Source organism: Actinomadura sp. GTD37, assembly GCF_041951365.1.
Taxonomy (GTDB): domain Bacteria; phylum Actinomycetota; class Actinomycetes; order Streptosporangiales; family Streptosporangiaceae; genus Spirillospora.
Genome location: NZ_JBGNUS010000002.1, coordinates 842,559 through 859,753, shown reverse-complemented (window position 1 = coordinate 859,753; position 17,195 = coordinate 842,559). Strand labels below are relative to the sequence as shown.

Below are 17,195 nucleotides of genomic sequence, written 5' to 3'. Positions count from 1 at the left end.
GCTTTTCGTCCGAGCGGTCATCTACCGTGGTGGCATGCTCATCGTGACGACTGACGGCGTGTCCGGGTACGAGATCAGGAGCGTGCTCGGGGAGGTCCTCGGGACGGCCGTCCAGGCCGACCAGGGCCCGGCGCCGCAGCCCGGGCACGGCGGGAGCAGCGCGACGTTCCGGGTGACCGGGGAGCGGCCGGCGGCCGGTCTCGCGGCCGCGCGCCGGGAGGCGATCGACCGGCTCGGCGAGGAGGCCCGCCGCAAGGGCGCCAACACGGTCGTCGGCATGCGCTTCGACACGGCCGCGGTCGGCGGCGGGTTCGAGGTGTGCGCGTACGGGACGGCGGTCTGGGCGGAGCCGGCGGGGCAGCACCGCGAGCAGGCGCCGCAGTACCAGCAGCGGCCGCCCGCGCAGCCGGGCCACGGCCAGCCGTACGGGGACCCGCAGCCGGGAGGCCCCCCGATGGCCGCGCGCAACCTCACGATGGGACTGCACGACCGTCCCCGGTGAACGCCGGGCGGCGGCCGCCGGGCGGCGCCCGGTGCACTGGCCGGGGGGCCACTTGACGGACTGAGGGCAGGCTTCGCTAATTTAGGTAAGCCTAACCACCTGCCCGCTTATGGAGCCCCCCGATGCGTCCTGCCTCCGTCCTAGCCCTCGCCGGCGCCGCCGCCGTGTCGCTGTCCCTGCTCTCGGCGTGCGGCGGTGACGACGAGGCGGGCGCCGCGGGCGCCATCCCGGTGACGGCGACCGACGACACGTGCGAGGTCGCCAAGACCGACCTCACCGCGGGCAAGACCACCTTCAAGGTCAGCAACAAGGGCTCGAAGGTCAACGAGTTCGAGGTCCTCAAGGCCGACGGCAAGATCCTCGCCGAGCGGGAGAACATCGGCCCCGGCACCAGCGTCGACTTCGTCGTCAACCTGCCCGCCGGCCAGTTCAAGCTGCTGTGCAGCGCCGGGCAGACCGGCAAGGGGCCGTCCCAGAACGTGACCGTCACCGGCGAGGCCGCGGGCGGCGACGACGCGCGGCTGGCCAAGGCCGCCGCCGACTACAAGGCGTTCGTCGTCGTCCGGCTGGACGACACGATCGCCAAGACCCGCGAGTTCGTCGGCGCGGTCAAGGCGAACGACGTCGCGAAGGCCAAGGAGCTGTACGCGCCGTCCCGCGTCGGCTGGGAGACGATCGAGCCGGTCGCGGAGAAGTTCGGCGACATCGACCCGAAGGTCGACGCGCGCGAGGCCGACCTGAAGCCGGAGGAGAAGAAGGACTGGTCCGGCTGGCACCTGCTGGAGAAGGCGCTCTGGGAGGACGGCTCCGTGAAGGGCAAGGGCAAGGTCGGCGACCGGCTCATCGCGGACCTGGAGACGCTGAAGTCGCGGCTGCCCGGCCTCACCCTCGACCCGGTCAACGACATGGCGGGCGGCGCCAAGGAGCTGCTGGACGAGGTCGCCACCGGCAAGGTCACCGGCGAGGAGGAGGCGTTCAGCCACACCGACCTCGTCGACTTCAAGGCCAACGTCGACGGCGCCAAGAAGATCCACGAGCTGCTCAAGCCGGTCGTCCAGGAGCGGGACGCCCAGCTCGCCAAGGACCTCGACGACAACTTCGCCAAGGTCGAGGAGCTGCTGGAGAAGCACGAGAAGGGCGACGGCTACGTCTCCTACGACAAGGTCGGCAAGGGCGACCGCAAGGAGCTGGCCGACGCGGTGAACGCGCTGGGCGAGCCGCTGTCGAAGCTCGCCGGCGTCGTGGCCGAGTAGCGCGGACGAGGAGGACGGTGGCGCGATGACCGAGGTACGGCCGGGGCTGTCCCGGCGCAGGATGCTGGGCTTCTCCGGCGCGAGCCTGCTCGCCGGCGCCGCCGCCGGCGCCGGCCTGGACCGGATGGCGCTCGCCGAGGAGGACTCCGACGCCGGCGCGGCGGTCGCGTTCCGCGGCGCCCACCAGGCGGGCATCGCCACCCCCGTCCAGGACCGGCTGCACTTCGCCGCGTTCGACGTGACGACCGGCGACCGGGACCGGCTCGTCCGGATGCTCAGGGAGTGGACGGACGCGGCCGCCGCCATGACCGCCGGCGAGGCGGTCGGGAACGGCGCCGTCGCCGGGCCCCCGGTGGCGCCGCCGGACGACACCGGCGAGGCGCTCGGCCTGCCGCCGTCCCGGCTCACGCTCACGATCGGGTTCGGCCCGACGCTGTTCGAGAAGGACGGCGAGGACCGGTTCGGCCTCAAGGCGCGCCGCCCGGCCGCCCTCGTCGACCTGCCGCACTTCCCCGGCGACAAGCTCGACCCCGGCCGCAGCGGCGGCGACATCGCGGTCCAGGCGTGCGCGGACGACCCGCAGGTCGCGGTGCACGCGATCCGGAACCTGGCGCGGATCGGGTTCGGCACGGTCTCGGTCCGCTGGTCGCAGCTCGGGTTCGGCAAGACGTCCTCGACCACGCCCGACGCGCAGACCCCGCGCAACCTGTTCGGGTTCAAGGACGGCACCGACAACATCGGCGCGGACGACAAGGCGCTGCTCGACGAGCACGTGTGGGCCGGAGGGGGCGACGGGGCCGACTGGATGGCGGGCGGCTCCTACCTCGTCGCCCGCCGCATCCGGATGCACATCGAGACGTGGGACCGGACGTCCCTGCGCGAGCAGGAGGACATCTTCGGCCGCAGCAAGGGCGCGGGCGCGCCCGTGGGGGCGGAGAAGGAGCGCGACAAGCCCGTCCTGGCCCGGATGAAGCCGGACGCGCACGTCCGGCTCGCCCACCCCGACTCCAACCGCGGGGCGCGGATCCTGCGGCGCGGCTACTCGTTCACCGACGGGTCCGACGGCCTCGGCCGGCTGGAGGCGGGGCTGTTCTTCATCGCGTTCCAGCGCGACCCGCGCACGGGGTTCATCCCGGTCCAGCAGTCGCTGGCGACCGACGCGCTGAACGAGTACATCCAGCATGTCGGCTCGGGCGTCTACGCGTGCCCGCCCGGCGTCCGGCGAGGCGGCTACTGGGGCGACACCCTGTTCGCCTAGAGCGTCATCCTGCGTTCGCCCAGAGCGTCATCCCTGCGCCCGTTCCGCGCGGATGCGGGCCACGACGTCCCCGGCGGCGGTCTTGACGGCCTCCAGCTCCTGGAGGTAGGCCCAGTAGTCGGGGTGGGCGCCGGTGAGCCGCTTCGGCGCGTTCTCCAGCCGCCCGACGAGCGCGTCGAGCACCCGGGCGTGCCGCGGCGCGGCCCCGCCCGGCTGGGCCATGGCGAGGCGCTGCGCGTCCCGCACGGCGAACTGGGCGCTCTCCGCGGGCCGCGCGGGATCGGCGGCGACCGCCTTCAGGTCCGCCACCCGCCCGGTGACCTGGCCGGCGCGCCGGTCGGCGGCGTTCAGCTCGGTGCGCGCGGCGGTGAGCGCCTGCTGCGCCTGCTTCCACTCGGTGCGGGCGATGTGCGCGGACGCCTCGTTCAGCCGCTCCCGGGCCCGGGTGACGGCCGCCTCGATGGACTCCGGCGCGCCCTTGAGGTCCTGCCAGCACGCCTGCGAGTAGCCGCGCACCAGCACCCGCATCGCCTCCTGGACGGGCCCGACGCGGTTCGCCGCGGCGTCCGCCCGCGTCCGGACGGAGGCGAGCGAGTTGCGGACCTTCTGCGCGAGCTGCGGCAGCTCGGCGGCGGCCTCCCGGGCCCCCTCGGCGATCTCGCGGACCTCGTCGGCCGCGCGGATGGCGCCGTCCAGGCCGAGCCCGCCCAGCCCCCGGGAGCCGAGCTGCGCGAGGACCTGCCGTGCGCGGGCCAGCTCCGCCTCGGGGTCGGACGCGTCCATCCCCGCGTCCCTGGCGGCGGTGACGGCGGCGTCGGCGGCGGCCACGGCCTCGCGGGCGGCGCTCAGCCGGGGCGGGAGCTGGTCGAGCGCGGCCTCCAGCCGGGCCATCCGCGGGGCGAGCCGCTCGGCGAAGCCGTTCAGGTTCCGGGTGATCTGCTGGAGCCGCTCGGTGGACGCGACGAACGCGCGGCGGGCCGCGTCGTACTCGGCCGGCGAACGGTCGCGGTCGTCGACGTCGTGCGCGTCCAGGACGGAGATGTAGGCGACGGACGCGGCGTCCGCGGACTCCGACAGCCCGGCGAACTCGCGCCGGACGGGCGCGGCGGCCGAGGCGTCCAGGTCCTCGAAGACGGTCACCCGGCCGTCGATGTACTTCTGCGCCTGGTCCATGTCGTAGAAGGCGGCGGCGGCCGCCGCCTTCGCCTCGACGGCCGCGTCGGCCGCCTGCGCACCCCTGCCGCCGCCCCGGCGGCGCTGGTCGCCCGGTCCCCGCAACGCTGCCTCCTTCGTCCCTGCCCAGTCTGGCCCAGACCGCCGGTGCTTCGCGCCCCGGGTCCGCGACCGGCCGCCGGGCATATCGGACGGCATCACGGCTTCACAACGGATGGAACGGATCGCACCGCTGCTACGTCGATAATGCTGAGGCGCCGGGTCGGCGTCCGTTACGGCATGCGATCTTGGAGGCTCATCGTGCCCGTCAGCCTGAGCAAAGGCGGCAATGTCTCGCTCACCAAGCAGGCTCCCGGACTGACGGCGGTGACCGTCGGCCTCGGCTGGGACCTGCGCACCACCACGGGCACCGACTTCGACCTCGACGCGTCCGCCATGGTGCTGGACACCTCGGGCAAGATCATCACCGACCAGCACTTCGTGTTCTTCAACAACCTCCGCACGCCGGACGGCGCCGTCGAGCACACCGGCGACAACACCACCGGCGCCGGCGAGGGCGACGACGAGCAGGTGAAGGTCAACTTCGCCGCGATGCCGGACACCGCCGAGCGGGTCGCGTTCGCGGTGTCGATCTACGACGCCGAAAGCCGCGGGCAGAGCTTCGGGCAGGTCCGCAACGCCTACATCCGGGTGCTGAACCAGGCCGGCGGCGCCGAGATGGCGCGCTACGACCTGTCCGAGGACGCCTCGATGGAGACCGCGATGGTCTTCGGCGAGCTGTACCGCAACGGGACGGAATGGAAGTTCCGCGCGGTCGGCCAGGGCTACGCGTCCGGGCTGGCCGGCATCGCGGCCGACTTCGGCGTCAGCATCTGAACCAGGAACTCCAGGAAGGGAACGGCCCCAACATGGGAGTCTCACTCGCCAAGGGCGGCAACGTCTCGCTGACGAAGGCCGCGCCCAACCTCACGGCGGTCACCGTCGGCCTCGGCTGGGACGTCCGCGCCACCACCGGCGCCGACTTCGACCTGGACGCGTCCGCGCTGATGCTGTCCTCCGCCGGCAAGGTCATGTCGGACCAGCACTTCGTCTTCTTCAACAACCTGCGGAGCCCGGAGGGCTCGGTGGAGCACACCGGCGACAACCTGACCGGTGAGGGCGAGGGCGACGACGAGTCGATCAACGTGGACCTCACCGGGGTGCCGCCCGAGTGCGACCGCATCGTGTTCCCGGTGTCGATCTACGACGCCGACAACCGGCACCAGAGCTTCGGGCAGGTCCGCAACGCCTTCATCCGGATCGTCAACCGGACCGACGGCAACGAGCTCGCCCGCTTCGACCTCACCGAGGACGCCTCCACCGAGACGGCGATGGTCTTCGGCGAGCTCTACCGGCACAGCGGCGAGTGGAAGTTCAGGGCCGTCGGACAGGGGTATGCCTCCGGTCTCGCCGGCATCGCGATGGACTTCGGCGTCAACGTCGGCTGACGACAGGCGCACCCCGCACCAGGCCGCCACGCCCGGCCGTCCTCACTAGCAGAGATACGCGCATGATTCTTCGCACCTTCGGTTGGTCCTTCGGCGTCACGGCCCTCGGGCTGGTCGCCGCCTTCTTCTACGACGGGCCGACCGGGCTGGCCCTGGTGGCCGTGCTGGCCATCCTCGAGGTCTCGCTGTCCTTCGACAACGCCGTGGTCAACGCCAAGGTGCTCGACCGGATGAGCCCGTTCTGGCAGAAGATCTTCCTCACCGTCGGCATCGCGATCGCGGTGTTCGGCATGCGGCTGGTCTTCCCGCTGCTGATCGTGGGCGTCACGGCCAAGCTCGGGCCCGTCGAGGCCTTCGACCTGGCGCTGAACGACTCGCACCGCTACCACGAGCTGATGAACGACGCCTATCCGATGATCGCGGCGTTCGGCGGCATGTTCCTGATGATGCTGTTCCTGGACTTCGTGTTCGAGGAGCGCGCCGACAAGTGGCTGCCGTGGCTGGAGAGGCCGCTCGCCCAGATCGGCAAGCTGGACCAGCTCTCGGTGGTCGTCGCGGGCGGCTCGCTGGCGCTCGTGGCGTGGCTGTCGGCCGACGACCCGGGCAACGTCATGATCGCGGGCGTGCTCGGCATGGTGACCTACATCCTGGTCAACGGGCTGGGCGAGCTGTTCGCCGGGGCGAGCGGCGACGACGACGAGGACGGCGCGGACGCGGCCGAGGGGGCCGGCGCCCCCGCGGCGCGGTCCGGTCCGAGCGCGCTGGCGCTGGCCACCGGCAAGGCGGGGTTCTTCCTGTTCCTCTACCTGGAGGTCCTGGACGCCTCGTTCAGCTTCGACGGCGTCATCGGCGCGTTCGCGATCAGCACCGACCCGATCGTCATCGCGCTGGGCCTCGGCATCGGCGCCATGTACATCCGGTCCCTGACGGTCTTCCTGGTCCGCAAGGGCACCCTCCACGAGTACGTCTACCTGGAGCACGGCGCGCACTGGGCCATCGGCGCGCTCGCGACCTGCATGCTGATCAGCGTCGGGCACCACGTCCCCGAGTGGATCACCGGCGGGCTCGGCGCCGGCCTGATCATCGCGGCGTTCATCAGCTCCGTCGTGCGCAACCGCGGCCAGGACGAGGCCGAGCCCGGCCCGCCGTCGGGCGGCGGCAAGCAGCTGCACTCCAGCAACGTCTGACCGGCGGACCGCCGCCACGCGCCCAGCATCGATTCATCAAAGGAGCCGAACGATGTCAATCTCGTTGCAGAAGGGACAGAAGGTGTCGCTCGCCAAACCCGGCGGCGGCACCCTCACCCGGGTCAGGATGGGGCTCGGCTGGGACGCCGTCGCCAAGAAGGGCCTGTTCGGCAAGGCCAAGGCCCAGTCGATCGACCTGGACGCGTCCTGCCTGCTGTTCGACGCCGCCGGGAACCTCGCCGACCAGGTGTGGTTCCGCCAGCTGCGCAGCAAGGACGGGTCCGTCCAGCACACCGGCGACAACATGACCGGCGAGGGCGAGGGCGACGACGAGGTCATCAACGTCGACCTCCAGGGGGTCCCGGCCAACGTCGTGCAGCTGGTGTTCACGGTGAACTCCTTCACCGGGCAGGACTTCACGCAGATCGCCGGCGCGTTCTGCCGGCTCGTCGACGACACCACCGGCCAGGAGATCGCCCGCTACGACCTGAGCGGCGCCGGCCAGCACAACGCGCAGATCATGGCGAAGGTGTCGCGGGACGGGCAGGGCTGGTCGATGACGGCGATCGGCGCGACCGCGACGGGGCGCACGTTCCAGCATCTGCTGCCCGCCGTGTCGGCCCACCTCTGAGCTCGACGAGCGCGTCCATGCGGCATTTCGACCACATCGACGCCGCGCGTCGCAAGCACCTGTTCTACCGGCACCCGCGGCCGTTCGACCGGCACGACGACCCGGCGGTCCTGGCGGTGGCGCTCGGCGCGACGCTGTACTGCCCCGCCACCCGGCCGGAACTCGCCGCCGACATCGAGCGCGCGGCGCGGCGCGGCGTGATGAGCATGGTCGTGTGCCTGGAGGACGCGATCGCCGACGACGAGGTCGCGGCCGGCGAGGCGAACGCGGTGGCGCAGCTGCGGGCGCTGGCGGAGCGCGGCGCGGACGTGCCGCTGCTGTTCGTCCGGGTCCGCGACCCCCGGCAGATCGGCGACCTGCTCGGCCGGCTCGGCGCCGCGGCCGGGCTGGTCAGCGGGTTCGTGCTGCCGAAGTTCACCCCGGCGGGCGGCGGCGTGTTCCTCGACGCGCTGGAGGACGCCGCGGTCCGCACCGGGCTGCGGCTGCTGGCGATGCCGGTGATCGAGAGCCCCGAGGCGGTGTACGCCGAGACCCGCGCGGAGATGCTGCACGACGTGGCGCGGCTGCTGGCCAAGCACCGGTCGCGGATCCTCGCCGTCCGGCTCGGCGCGACGGACATGTCCGCCGCGTACGGGCTGCGCCGTCCGCCGGACCTCACGATCTACGACATCCGGCCGGTCGCGGGCGTGATCTGCGACGTGGTCAACGTCCTCGGCCGCGCCGACGGCACCGGGTACGTGGTGACGGGCCCGGTGTGGGAGTACTTCTCGGCGGGGGAGCGGATGTTCAAGCCGCAGCTGCGCCAGTCGCCGTTCGACGCGCAGCAGGCCGCGCCGCTGCGGCAGCGGCTGATCACCGCCGACCTGGACGGGCTGATCCGCGAGGTGCACCTCGACAAGGCCAACGGCCTCACCGGCAAGACCGTGATCCATCCGAGCCATGTCGCGGCCGTCCACGCCCTGTCGGTGGTGACCCACGAGGAGTACTGCGACGCCGCCGACATCCTGGGCGTCGCCGGGGGAGGGGCGATGGCCAGTTCCTACGCCAACAAGATGAACGAGGCGAAACCGCACCGCGCGTGGGCGCAGCGGCTGTTGCTGCGCGCGCGCGTGTTCGGGGTCGCGGCCGAGGGCGTCACGTTCGTCGAGCTACTGGAAGCGGCGGGCAGCCAGTGACGTCCTCTTGGGTTTCGTCGCGCCTCGGGGTGCGGCTCACCGACGGTCCGCGCCCGGTGGGGGCGGGGCTGTCGTCCTTGGTGGGGCTCGCCGTGCGGCGCAATCCGCGCCGGGCCCATCTGCTGGTGTCCGCGGTGCTGGGCAAGCACGTTCCGACGGATCCTCGGCTCGTGTACGGGTCCGGGCTGCTGCTGGGCGAGCTCGTGCGCGCGCGCCTGCGGGGCGAGCGACCGTCCGATCCCGGTTCCCTTCTGTCCGACGCTCTGGGCGGTGTGCCGGGGGCCGCCTCCGGGCTGCGCGACCTCATGCGCGAACCCCGGGTGCCCGTGGACGCGATCGTCCTGGGCTATGCCGAGACCGCCACCGCCTTGGGGCATTCCGTGGCGGACGCTCTGGGCGGCGCCTACTACCTGCATTCGACACGGCGTCCCGTGCCGGGGTTCGACGCCTACGGCGGGTTCGAGGAGGAGCACAGCCACGCCACGAGCCATCTGCTGCTGCCCGCCGATCCGGCGATGCTCGACCGGGACGCCCCGGTCGTGCTGGTGGACGACGAGCTCTCCACCGGCCGGACGGTGCTGAACACCATCGAGGCCCTGCACGCCGTCCGTCCGAGGAGCCGCTACGTCCTGGCGGCCCTGGTCGACCTGCGCGGCCCCGCCGACCGGGCGCGAATGGACGGTCTCGCCGACCGGCTGGGCACCCGCATCGACGCGGTGGCGCTGGCCGGGGGGCAGGTGGAGCTTCCCGAAGGGATCCTGGAGGCGGGCCAAGAACTCGTCGCCGGTCTCTCCGGTGGTTCGCCGGGCCTGGGCGGGGGGTCGTTCGCTGTGACGCGGGCTCCGCTGGAGTGGCCCACCGGGGTGCCGGACGGAGGACGCCACGGGTTCCTCCCCGAGCACCGTGCGCGGCTGGAGAAGGACCTCGCCCGCATGGCCGACACTCTGGCCGCGGGGCTCGGCGACGTGTCGCGCGTGCTCGTGCTGGGGTTCGAGGAGCTGATGTACACGCCGCTTCGCCTCGCGGAGGCGCTCGCGGACGCGCTGCCCGGCGTGGACGTCCGGTACTCGACGACCACGCGCTCACCCGTCCTCGCCGTGGACGACCCCGGCTACGCGATAAGGACGCGCCTGGTGTTCCCCGCACATGACGATCCGGCCGATGGGCCGGGGGAGCGGTACGCCTACAACGTGTCCCCCGGGGCGGGGCAGAGCGGGTTCGACCAGATCGTGTTCGCGGTGGACGACGTCGGGGACACGGCGGCGCTCGCCGGCGGGCTCTTGGAGCGGCTGCGCGCGCTCGCCCCGGTGCTGGTCGCCACCGTCCCCGCGTACGGGAGGGATTCGTGAAGCCGCTGTACGGGCCGTCCTTCGGCAGCTACCCGGCGGAGGACGTCGCATGGCTGCTCAAGGACCTCTCGCATGTGCGGCTGGAGGCGCCGACAGAGGAGCGTGAGGCGGCGATCCAGGCGGGACGCGCCCACTACGCCGAGTCGCTGCCGGTCGAGTACCAGCCGGGCGCGGAGTACCTGCGGCTGTTCCACCGGGCGCTGGACGCCTCGGCGGAGCGGCTCGCGTACGCGACGGGGCTGGTCACCGAGATGGTCCTCGCCGAGCGGGGGCCGGAGGCCGTCCTCGTGTCCCTGGCGCGGGCCGGGACGCCCGTCGGGATCCTGATGCGGCGCTGGGCCCGGTACGCCCGCGGCCTGGACGTCCCGCACTACGCGGTCAGCATCGTCCGCGACCGGGGCGTCGACGCCGAGGCGCTGCGCTACCTCGCCGAGCACCACGACCCCGCGTCCGTGATGTTCGTGGACGGCTGGACGGGCAAGGGCGCGATCACGCGGGAGCTGGCCGCCGCGCTGGCGCCGCTCCCGTTCCCGTCCGACCTCGCCGTCCTCGCCGATCCGGGGCGCTGCACGTCCCTCTACGGCACGCGCGACGACTTCCTGATCCCGTCCGCCTGCCTCAACTCGACGGTGTCGGGCCTGGTCAGCCGGACGGTCCTGAACGCCTCGCTGATCCGGCCGGGGGACTTCCACGGCGCGAAGTTCTACCGGGAGCTGGCCGGCGACGACGTGTCGGCGGTGTTCCTCGACGCCGTGTGCGCGCGGTTCCCGGACGTGGCCGAACGCGTCGCGAAGGACCTGCCGGACCTCCGCGCCGCCGACCGCGCGCCCGACTGGTCGGGCTGGGCGGCCGTCGCGCGCTGCGCCGAGGCCGAGGGGATCGGCGACCTCAACCTCGTCAAGCCGGGGATCGGCGAGACGACCCGGGTGCTGCTGCGGCGCGTCCCGTGGAAGGTCCTCGTCCGGGCCGACGCCGGCCCCGAGGTGACGCACATCAGGCTGCTCGCCGGTGAACGCGGTGTGCCCGTCCACGAGGTCGAACCCGACCGGTTCCCCTATGCGTGCATGGGCTTCATCCACCCCCGCTACGGCAAGGGAGCCGTCCAGTGACCGTCCTGGTGTGCTCGGACCTCGACCGCACGCTCATCTACTCCGCGGCCGCCTTCGCCTTGGACGGGCCCGACGAGACCATGCCGCGCCTCCTGTGCGTGGAGTTCTACCAAGGCGCGCCGCTGTCCTACATGACCGAGCCTTCCGCGCGGACACTCGAAGCCCTCTCGGCCGCCGCCGCGTTCGTCCCGACGACGACGCGCACACCGGAGCAGTACCGGCGCATCCACCTGCTGGAGAAGCCGCCCGCCTACGCCATCTGCGCGAACGGCGGCCACATCCTCGTGGACGGCGAAGAAGACCCGGCATGGGCGCAGACCGTCCGAAGCAGGGTCGCGGACGGGTGCGCACCGCTCGCGGACGTCCGGCACCACCTCGTCCAGGCGAGCGGTGACTTCGTCCTGAAGCTGCGCACGGCGTCCGACCTGTTCGCCTACGCGGTCGTCGACAGGGCCGCGCTGCCGTCCGGATGGGTCGACGACCTCACCGGCTGGTGCGCCGAACGGGGCTGGCGGACGTCCCTGCAAGGCCGCAAGGTCTACTGCCTCCCCGCCTGCCTCACCAAGGCCGCCGCCGCCGGGGAGGTCGCCCGGCGCGCCGGCGCGTCCACGACGCTGGCCGCCGGGGACTCCCTCCTCGACATCGAGCTGCTCGAAGCCGCCGACCTGTCCATCCGCCCCGCCCACGGCGAACTGCACGACACCGGCTGGACGTCCCCCACCGCCTCCGTCACCGCCGCCCGCGGCATCGCCGCAGGTGAGGAGATCGCGGACTGGCTCCTCGCGCACGCCACGGAGCCGTAGAAAATCACGGCCGGGCATCCGGCGGCGTTGGGAATCGACACTCCCCGGGGGGTCGCCGTCGCCGCGTTCTGAGGTGACAATTCACGGTGAGCCCCTCTCGCACCGAGGAGGTCACCTGGAACACATGAGCTCCCGCCTGACCGGCGACGAGACCGCGCTGTGGAAGGCCGCGGCCCGCGTCCTCGACGCCAACTGGACCGGGACGGCCACCGCCGCGTCGCCCGGCCTCTACCCGCACCAGTGGAGCTGGGACGCGGCGTTCATCAGCATGGGCCTCGCCCGCCACCGCCGCGACCGCGCCGAAGCCGAACTGCTCTCCCTGTTCCGCGGCCAATGGGCCGACGGCATGCTCCCGCACATCGTGTTCAACACCAGCCTCGCCCGGCACGCGTTCTTCCCCGGCCCCGAACTCTGGTGCAGCGAACGGCAGCCGGACGCCCCGCACGGCGTCCACACCTCCGGCCTCACCCAGCCGCCCCTGCACGCCCTCACCGCCCTCCGCCTGCACGAATGCGCCACCGACGGCGAGCGCAGCCGCGCGTTCCTCGCCCGCCTCTACCCGAAGCTGACCGCCCAGCACCGCTACCTCGCCCGCGCCCGCGACCTCGCCGGGAGCGGCCTCGTCGCGATCTGCCACCCCTGGGAGTCGGGGCTCGACAACAGCCCCGCCTGGGACCGTCCGCTCGGCGCCCTCCGGCTCCCCCCGTCGTCCTACGCGCCCGCGCAGCGCCCCCACGGCCTGCCCACCGGCGAGGACTACGACCGCTACGTCCGCCTCGTCGCCCTCATGCGCGACGCCGCCTACCAGCCCGCCTACCTCCGCGACGCGCACCCCTTCGCCGTCGAGGACCCCCTCGTCAACGCCGTCTACCTGGCCTCCACCCACGCCCTCGCCGCCATCGCCGAGATCACCGGCGCCGACCCCGTCCCGCACCGCGAGCGCGCCGACCGCGTCCACCACGCCATGCTCGACCGCCTCTGGGACTCCGAGACCGGCTGCTTCCGCGCCCGCGACCTCCGCGACGACCGGCTGCTCCCCGTCATCACCGTCGGGACCTTCGGCCCCCTCCTCGACCCCGAACTGCCCGCCCCCATCGTCCGCAACCTCGTCGACCTGCTCCTGTCCGCCCGCTTCGCCGGCGCCGCCGGCTACCCCGTCCCCACCTGCGACATCCAGGCCCCCGCCTTCGACCGCGCGGGCTACTGGCGCGGCCCCACCTGGATCAGCACGAACTGGCTCATCTGGTACGGCGCCCTCGGCCACGGCCTCCCCGTCGTCGCCGACCTCCTCTACGGCTCCACCATGCGGCTCGTCCGCCAGTCCGGCTTCCGCGAATTCTTCGACCCGTTCGACGGCACCGGACGCGGCAGCCACGACTACGCCTGGTCCGCCGCGCTCGTCCTCGACCTCCTCGGGGCCCGCCGTGCCCCCCAGGCCGCCTGATCGCTTACCGTGAGGACATGCGCCTGCTCAGGGGGACCCTGCCCGCCGACGTCCGCTCCGCGCTCGCCCTCGAACGCGGCGAACGCGTCCTCGCCGCGGCCCCGACCCGGGGCGGCTCCCACGTCGCCGCCACCACCACCGCACTGCACCTGCCCACCCCGTCCGGCGGCTTCACCCGCATCCCCTGGGAACGCGTCGACCACGCCACCTGGAAGGACGGGTGGCTCCACGTCCACGAGACCTCCGGCGGGCCCGAGCACCACGTCCGGCTCACCGCCCCCGGCTCCGTCCCCGAGACCGTCCGGGAACGCGTCACCGCCACCATCGCCGTCAGCCACCAGGCCCAGCTCCCCGGCGGCAAGGTCCGCATCGCGGCCCGGCGGCCCGCCTCCGGCGGCGACGTCCGCTGGACGTTCGTCTTCGACGCAGGCATGGACCCGTCAGACCCGGGCCTGCGGGCCCAGGCCGAACAGGCCCTCGAAGACCTGCGCCGCCAGACCGGCCTCTAACCGGGGTAGACCCCCGGCTGCTCCTTGTCGGCCTTGCGCCCGGGCACCTGCTCCGGCACCCGCTCCTTCAGGTGGTTCGCCTTGCCGCGCGCGGCGCCGGCGAACTCCTCGCCCTTGGCCCGCAGCGTCCCCGCGGCCTGCTGCACGTTCGGGTTCTCCGACACCTGCTGCGACAGCCGCTTGATCTGCTCGTACCGCTCGCGCCCGGCCTTCGTCCCGAGGACGTACCCGACCGCGGCGCCCGCCATGAACATCATGCGCGTCTTCATGTCAAACTCCCACTGACGGCGAAATCGTGACACCCCCATACCCGTCAACGCCGCCGCCATCCATAACGTGTGCGCGAACAGCCCCCCACATGCGCTAATCTAGACCCGCCGACAGGGGCCACGCCCCCACCGGACGCACGATCCCGCGTAGCTCAATCGGCAGAGCAGCCGGCTGTTAACCGGCAGGTTATTGGTTCGAGTCCAATCGCGGGAGCTTGATCCACTCCATGTGAGTCCTCTTCACAGCCCCTGTCCGTGCGCGGACGGGGGCTTTGCTCATCTCCGAGTGACAACTGTGTGGGGCCTGACCGATGATTTTTCCGCGCGGTGCCGGTCCGTACGCCGAACACCGGCTCACAGGAGGCTGACCATGCGGAAACTGACCTTTGCCATGAACCTGAGCCTGGACGGCTACGTCGCCGCGCCCGGCGACGACCTCGGCTGGAGCGTGCCGAGCGACGAGCTGTTCCAGTGGTGGTCCGATCGCGTGGGGGCGACGGACCTGGCGCTGTACGGGCGCAGAGTGTGGGAGGGGATGAGTTCCCACTGGCCGACCGCCGACCAGCAGCCCGGCGCCACACCGGCCGAGATCGAGTTCTCTCGCCGCTGGCGGGACATGCCGAAGGTGGTGTTCTCCTCCACGATCAGCAAGGTCGACTGGAACTCCCGCCTCGTCACCGGCGACGCGGTCACCGAGATCACCCGGCTCAAGGCCGAGGACGGCGGCCCCATGGACATCGTCGGCGCCACGCTCGCCGCGGCGGCGATGCGGGCCGGGCTGATCGACGAGTACGTGCTGGTCACCGCACCGGTCCTGGTGGGCGGCGGCAAGCCGTTCTTCACGGCGCTGGACAACTGGGTGAACCTGACCCTGGCGGAGACCCGGACGTTCCCCGACGGCGTACTCCTGACCAGGTACGAGGCCAAGCGCTGACCGCCTGGGAACCTGCCGGGCCGACGCTCCTTCCCGATGCGGGCGTCAGCTCTCCGTGAGGAGTGAGACGGCCCTGCACGCGGCGTCCGGGTCCGCGACGCTGATCAGGGCGATCAGGCCGTCGACGTCACCGGACGATACGAGGATGCGGCCGAAGGCCCTCCAGCCGCCCTGCTCGTCCCGCGTGATCGTCCACGTCGGGAAAAGGTGCTGGAGAAGCAGCAGCGTGACGGGCTCGTTCATCATCTCCTCATAGGGGGAAGGCCCTCACCGGCCGGGGGCCTTGCAAGCTCCCGGCCGGGGGACGGGGCCCCCGGCTCACCCGCGCCGGGCGTTCTCGCAGGTCAGGAGTGGCTGAGTTTCGCCCAGACGGCCTTTCCGCCTTCGTTGAGCGGACGGACGCCCCAGTCGCGGACGAGTTCGGCCATGAGCATGAGCCCCCGGCCGCTCGTGGCGGCGTAGTTCTCCGGCTGGATCTCCGGCCTCCCCTCCCCGGCGTCCCACACCTCCACCACCGGGAGGCCGTCGCGCTCGTCGCGGAAGATCCGGACGACGATCTGGCCCTTCCCGTGCCGGAAGCTGTTGGTGACCAGCTCACAGACCACGAGCCGGCCCACGTAGTCGTCCTTGATCCCCCACGCGGCGAACAGGTCGGCGAGGAACGCGCGGGCGAGGCATGGGGCCTGGTCGTCGGGGTCGAGGACGAGCGTGGGCGGGAGCTCTGGGGCGAGTGCTGTTGCTGGCATGGTGCGTGACCTAACGTCTCCGTGGTTGGACCGGCTCTCAGTTAGTCACCGAGCAATTCCGGAGCGCGACGAAGTGCAGCTCACGCTAGACAAGTAGCTCGCCGCGAGTTCTCTCGACTTGCTGGCCACTTGACCCTCGGTTGGGGGACGATGACGCTATGACGCCACGTCGCCTCAAGGGCAAGGTGAGCCCTGCCCTCCTCCCGTTCGGCCGCAGGTTCCGTAGGCTTCGCGAGGCGAAGGGTTGGTCGCAGGACAACCTGGCGCGCAGGGCTCGCGACGGGGAGGGCGTCACCCCGCAGTACATCGGGGCGATCGAGACCGGTCGGACCCGCTGTACTCGTGAATTCGCCGAAGCCATGGACACGATCCTTGAGGCGGACGGAGAACTGGTCGCCCTCTGGGACGACCTGGTGAAAGACGCGGCCTTCCCGGTGTGGTTCGACTGGGTGAGCATCGAGGAGACCGCCGTGGAGCTTGTCTCCTACAGCCTCGGCCTCGTCCACGGCCTGCTCCAGATCCCCGAGTACGCCAATGTCCTGATGTACGGCGACCAAGAGGCTGTAGAGGCCCGGATGAGACGGCAGGACATTCTCACGCGCGTGGAACCGGCCCCGCCAGGCTGCTCGTTCCTCATAGACGAAGCCGTGCTTCAGCGAGAGGTCGGCGACCCGAAGATCATGTACAACCAACTGAACCATCTTGCCGAGATGTCCAACTCGAACGTGTCCATCCAGGTCGTCCCCATGCGGGGCGATCACCTCGGTAGCATCGGCTCGTTCACGATTGCGACCCTCGAAGACCTGCGGGAGGTCGCTTACATCGAGTGCTTCGCTCGCGGCTTCACGATGGAGGACGGCGAGGATGTGGCAGCGATGCGCAGGGCGCTCCGGGAGATCCGCTCGTTGGTGCTCCCCATAGGCATGTCGAGAGACCTGATTCGCAGAACGGCGGAAGAACGATGGAAGATCTGAAGATCCAGTGGCGCAAGTCCAGCCACAGCGGAGGCAATGGCGGCGAGTGCGTAGAGGTCGCCGACAATGCCGGGGCCATCGGCATCCGGGACAGCAAGGATCCGCACGGCCCGAAGCTGCTGGTGGGCCGGAACGAGTTCGCGGCCCTGGTGGCGTCCCTGAAGCGCTGACCCCCCGACCAGAACTGAGCGGCCCCGGGCGTCTTGAGGTCCCGGGGCTCTCGTGTGGGTGGAGCGCCCCGGCCGCGGTCTGCGAGCCTGGGAACTCGGAGCCGCCGTCCGGGGGCAGTGCGGGACGGAGCCCGGCGCGGCCGAGCGCCCGGATCGGCTCCACCGGCTCCCGAAGCCGCCGGTTCGCTGATCGAGGAGGAACCGCGGGCGCGGGCGGGTAGT

General features: G+C 72.0%; 20 protein-coding genes and 1 tRNA gene. 17 read left to right on the top strand and 4 right to left on the bottom strand.

Translation table 11 applies throughout. From position 1 onward, the window contains the following. The first annotated feature begins 34 nt into the window (after positions 1–34). The 3 genes from ACA511_RS18160 to efeB all read left to right on the top strand — a co-directional run bounded on the left by ACA511_RS18160 (position 35) and on the right by efeB (position 3,013). Complete coding sequence (locus tag ACA511_RS18160) at positions 35–502, top strand: YbjQ family protein (protein ID WP_375025524.1); 468 nt, start codon at positions 35–37, stop codon at positions 500–502. Between the two features lie 122 nt (positions 503–624). Then, on the top strand, positions 625–1,755 hold the full coding sequence (gene efeO, locus ACA511_RS18155) for an iron uptake system protein EfeO (protein WP_375025523.1): 1,131 nt from the start codon (positions 625–627) through the stop codon (positions 1,753–1,755). Between the two features lie 25 nt (positions 1,756–1,780). After that, the gene (efeB, locus tag ACA511_RS18150) at positions 1,781–3,013 is read left to right on the top strand and encodes an iron uptake transporter deferrochelatase/peroxidase subunit (protein WP_375025522.1); all 1,233 of its coding nucleotides are present in this window, start codon (positions 1,781–1,783) and stop codon (positions 3,011–3,013) included. 27 nt (positions 3,014–3,040) lie between these two features. On the opposite strand, the gene ACA511_RS18145 is transcribed toward efeB, so the two are convergent. Next, positions 3,041–4,291, bottom strand: a complete 1,251-nt coding sequence (locus ACA511_RS18145; protein WP_375025521.1) for a molecular chaperone DnaJ — start codon at positions 4,289–4,291, stop codon at positions 3,041–3,043. Positions 4,292–4,486: 195 nt separating this feature from the next. On the opposite strand from ACA511_RS18145, the gene ACA511_RS18140 reads away from it, so the two are divergent. The 10 genes from ACA511_RS18140 to ACA511_RS18095 all read left to right on the top strand — a co-directional run bounded on the left by ACA511_RS18140 (position 4,487) and on the right by ACA511_RS18095 (position 13,880). Next, positions 4,487–5,062, top strand: a complete 576-nt coding sequence (locus ACA511_RS18140; RefSeq protein WP_375025520.1) for a TerD family protein — start codon at positions 4,487–4,489, stop codon at positions 5,060–5,062. A gap of 32 nt (positions 5,063–5,094) precedes the next feature. Next, positions 5,095–5,673: a TerD family protein gene (locus tag ACA511_RS18135; RefSeq protein WP_375025519.1), complete on the top strand. Its 579-nt coding sequence runs from the start codon at positions 5,095–5,097 to the stop codon at positions 5,671–5,673. A gap of 62 nt (positions 5,674–5,735) precedes the next feature. After that, positions 5,736–6,860, top strand: a complete 1,125-nt coding sequence (locus ACA511_RS18130; RefSeq protein ID WP_375025518.1) for a DUF475 domain-containing protein — start codon at positions 5,736–5,738, stop codon at positions 6,858–6,860. Between the two features lie 52 nt (positions 6,861–6,912). Next, the gene (locus ACA511_RS18125; protein WP_375025517.1) at positions 6,913–7,491 is read left to right on the top strand and encodes a TerD family protein; all 579 of its coding nucleotides are present in this window, start codon (positions 6,913–6,915) and stop codon (positions 7,489–7,491) included. Positions 7,492–7,508: 17 nt separating this feature from the next. Continuing rightward, positions 7,509–8,666: an HpcH/HpaI aldolase/citrate lyase family protein gene (locus ACA511_RS18120; protein ID WP_375025516.1), complete on the top strand. Its 1,158-nt coding sequence runs from the start codon at positions 7,509–7,511 to the stop codon at positions 8,664–8,666. Positions 8,667–8,695: 29 nt separating this feature from the next. Further along, complete coding sequence (locus tag ACA511_RS18115) at positions 8,696–10,015, top strand: phosphoribosyltransferase family protein (RefSeq protein ID WP_375025515.1); 1,320 nt, start codon at positions 8,696–8,698, stop codon at positions 10,013–10,015. Then, positions 10,012–11,124, top strand: coding sequence for a cysteine protease StiP family protein (locus tag ACA511_RS18110; RefSeq protein WP_375025514.1), 1,113 nt, complete (start codon positions 10,012–10,014; stop codon positions 11,122–11,124). Before ACA511_RS18115 ends, ACA511_RS18110 begins: the two co-directional genes overlap by 4 nt. Next, positions 11,121–11,927, top strand: a complete 807-nt coding sequence (locus tag ACA511_RS18105) for an HAD family hydrolase (protein WP_375025513.1) — start codon at positions 11,121–11,123, stop codon at positions 11,925–11,927. Before ACA511_RS18110 ends, ACA511_RS18105 begins: the two co-directional genes overlap by 4 nt. A gap of 124 nt (positions 11,928–12,051) precedes the next feature. Further along, positions 12,052–13,371, top strand: a complete 1,320-nt coding sequence (locus tag ACA511_RS18100; RefSeq protein WP_375025512.1) for a hypothetical protein — start codon at positions 12,052–12,054, stop codon at positions 13,369–13,371. Positions 13,372–13,388: 17 nt separating this feature from the next. Further along, positions 13,389–13,880 carry a hypothetical protein gene (locus tag ACA511_RS18095; protein WP_375025511.1) on the top strand — a complete coding sequence of 164 codons (492 nt, stop codon included), beginning with the start codon at positions 13,389–13,391 and terminating at the stop codon, positions 13,878–13,880. On the opposite strand, the gene ACA511_RS18090 is transcribed toward ACA511_RS18095, so the two are convergent. Next, positions 13,877–14,149: a YtxH domain-containing protein gene (locus ACA511_RS18090; RefSeq protein ID WP_375025510.1), complete on the bottom strand. Its 273-nt coding sequence runs from the start codon at positions 14,147–14,149 to the stop codon at positions 13,877–13,879. The genes ACA511_RS18095 and ACA511_RS18090 overlap by 4 nt on opposite strands. Positions 14,150–14,290: 141 nt before the next feature. Here ACA511_RS18090 and ACA511_RS18085 point away from each other — a divergent pair. Then, positions 14,291–14,363 (top strand) — tRNA-Asn (locus tag ACA511_RS18085). A 156-nt stretch (positions 14,364–14,519) separates the two neighbouring features. Then, entirely contained in the window at positions 14,520–15,083 is a 564-nt protein-coding gene (locus ACA511_RS18080) for a dihydrofolate reductase family protein (RefSeq protein WP_375025509.1), read from the top strand. Between the two features lie 45 nt (positions 15,084–15,128). On the opposite strand, the gene ACA511_RS18075 is transcribed toward ACA511_RS18080, so the two are convergent. Further along, positions 15,129–15,326 (bottom strand): hypothetical protein, encoded by a 198-nt coding sequence (locus tag ACA511_RS18075; RefSeq protein WP_375025508.1) that lies wholly within the window; start codon positions 15,324–15,326, stop codon positions 15,129–15,131. Positions 15,327–15,427: 101 nt separating this feature from the next. Next, positions 15,428–15,829, bottom strand: coding sequence for an ATP-binding protein (locus ACA511_RS18070; RefSeq protein ID WP_375025507.1), 402 nt, complete (start codon positions 15,827–15,829; stop codon positions 15,428–15,430). Between the two features lie 158 nt (positions 15,830–15,987). Between ACA511_RS18070 and ACA511_RS18065 the strand changes: the two genes are divergently transcribed. Both ACA511_RS18065 and ACA511_RS18060 read left to right on the top strand, forming a co-directional pair. Beyond that, positions 15,988–16,803 carry a helix-turn-helix domain-containing protein gene (locus ACA511_RS18065; RefSeq protein WP_375025506.1) on the top strand — a complete coding sequence of 272 codons (816 nt, stop codon included), beginning with the start codon at positions 15,988–15,990 and terminating at the stop codon, positions 16,801–16,803. Continuing rightward, the gene (locus ACA511_RS18060; protein ID WP_375025505.1) at positions 16,791–16,973 is read left to right on the top strand and encodes a DUF397 domain-containing protein; all 183 of its coding nucleotides are present in this window, start codon (positions 16,791–16,793) and stop codon (positions 16,971–16,973) included. The genes ACA511_RS18065 and ACA511_RS18060 overlap by 13 nt, the downstream gene beginning before the upstream one ends. The last annotated feature ends 222 nt before the right edge of the window (positions 16,974–17,195 follow it).

Coding starts and splice junctions, on each gene's coding strand:
- ACA511_RS18160 (WP_375025524.1), top strand. CDS start 35: ATGCTCATCGTGACGACTGACGGCGTGTCCGGGTACGAGATCAGGAGC.
- efeO (WP_375025523.1), top strand. CDS start 625: ATGCGTCCTGCCTCCGTCCTAGCCCTCGCCGGCGCCGCCGCCGTGTCG.
- efeB (WP_375025522.1), top strand. CDS start 1,781: ATGACCGAGGTACGGCCGGGGCTGTCCCGGCGCAGGATGCTGGGCTTC.
- ACA511_RS18135 (WP_375025519.1), top strand. CDS start 5,095: ATGGGAGTCTCACTCGCCAAGGGCGGCAACGTCTCGCTGACGAAGGCC.
- ACA511_RS18130 (WP_375025518.1), top strand. CDS start 5,736: ATGATTCTTCGCACCTTCGGTTGGTCCTTCGGCGTCACGGCCCTCGGG.
- ACA511_RS18125 (WP_375025517.1), top strand. CDS start 6,913: ATGTCAATCTCGTTGCAGAAGGGACAGAAGGTGTCGCTCGCCAAACCC.
- ACA511_RS18120 (WP_375025516.1), top strand. CDS start 7,509: ATGCGGCATTTCGACCACATCGACGCCGCGCGTCGCAAGCACCTGTTC.
- ACA511_RS18100 (WP_375025512.1), top strand. CDS start 12,052: ATGAGCTCCCGCCTGACCGGCGACGAGACCGCGCTGTGGAAGGCCGCG.
- ACA511_RS18095 (WP_375025511.1), top strand. CDS start 13,389: ATGCGCCTGCTCAGGGGGACCCTGCCCGCCGACGTCCGCTCCGCGCTC.
- ACA511_RS18090 (WP_375025510.1), bottom strand. CDS start 14,149: ATGAAGACGCGCATGATGTTCATGGCGGGCGCCGCGGTCGGGTACGTC.
- ACA511_RS18080 (WP_375025509.1), top strand. CDS start 14,520: ATGCGGAAACTGACCTTTGCCATGAACCTGAGCCTGGACGGCTACGTC.
- ACA511_RS18075 (WP_375025508.1), bottom strand. CDS start 15,326: ATGAACGAGCCCGTCACGCTGCTGCTTCTCCAGCACCTTTTCCCGACG.
- ACA511_RS18070 (WP_375025507.1), bottom strand. CDS start 15,829: ATGCCAGCAACAGCACTCGCCCCAGAGCTCCCGCCCACGCTCGTCCTC.
- ACA511_RS18065 (WP_375025506.1), top strand. CDS start 15,988: ATGACGCCACGTCGCCTCAAGGGCAAGGTGAGCCCTGCCCTCCTCCCG.
- ACA511_RS18060 (WP_375025505.1), top strand. CDS start 16,791: ATGGAAGATCTGAAGATCCAGTGGCGCAAGTCCAGCCACAGCGGAGGC.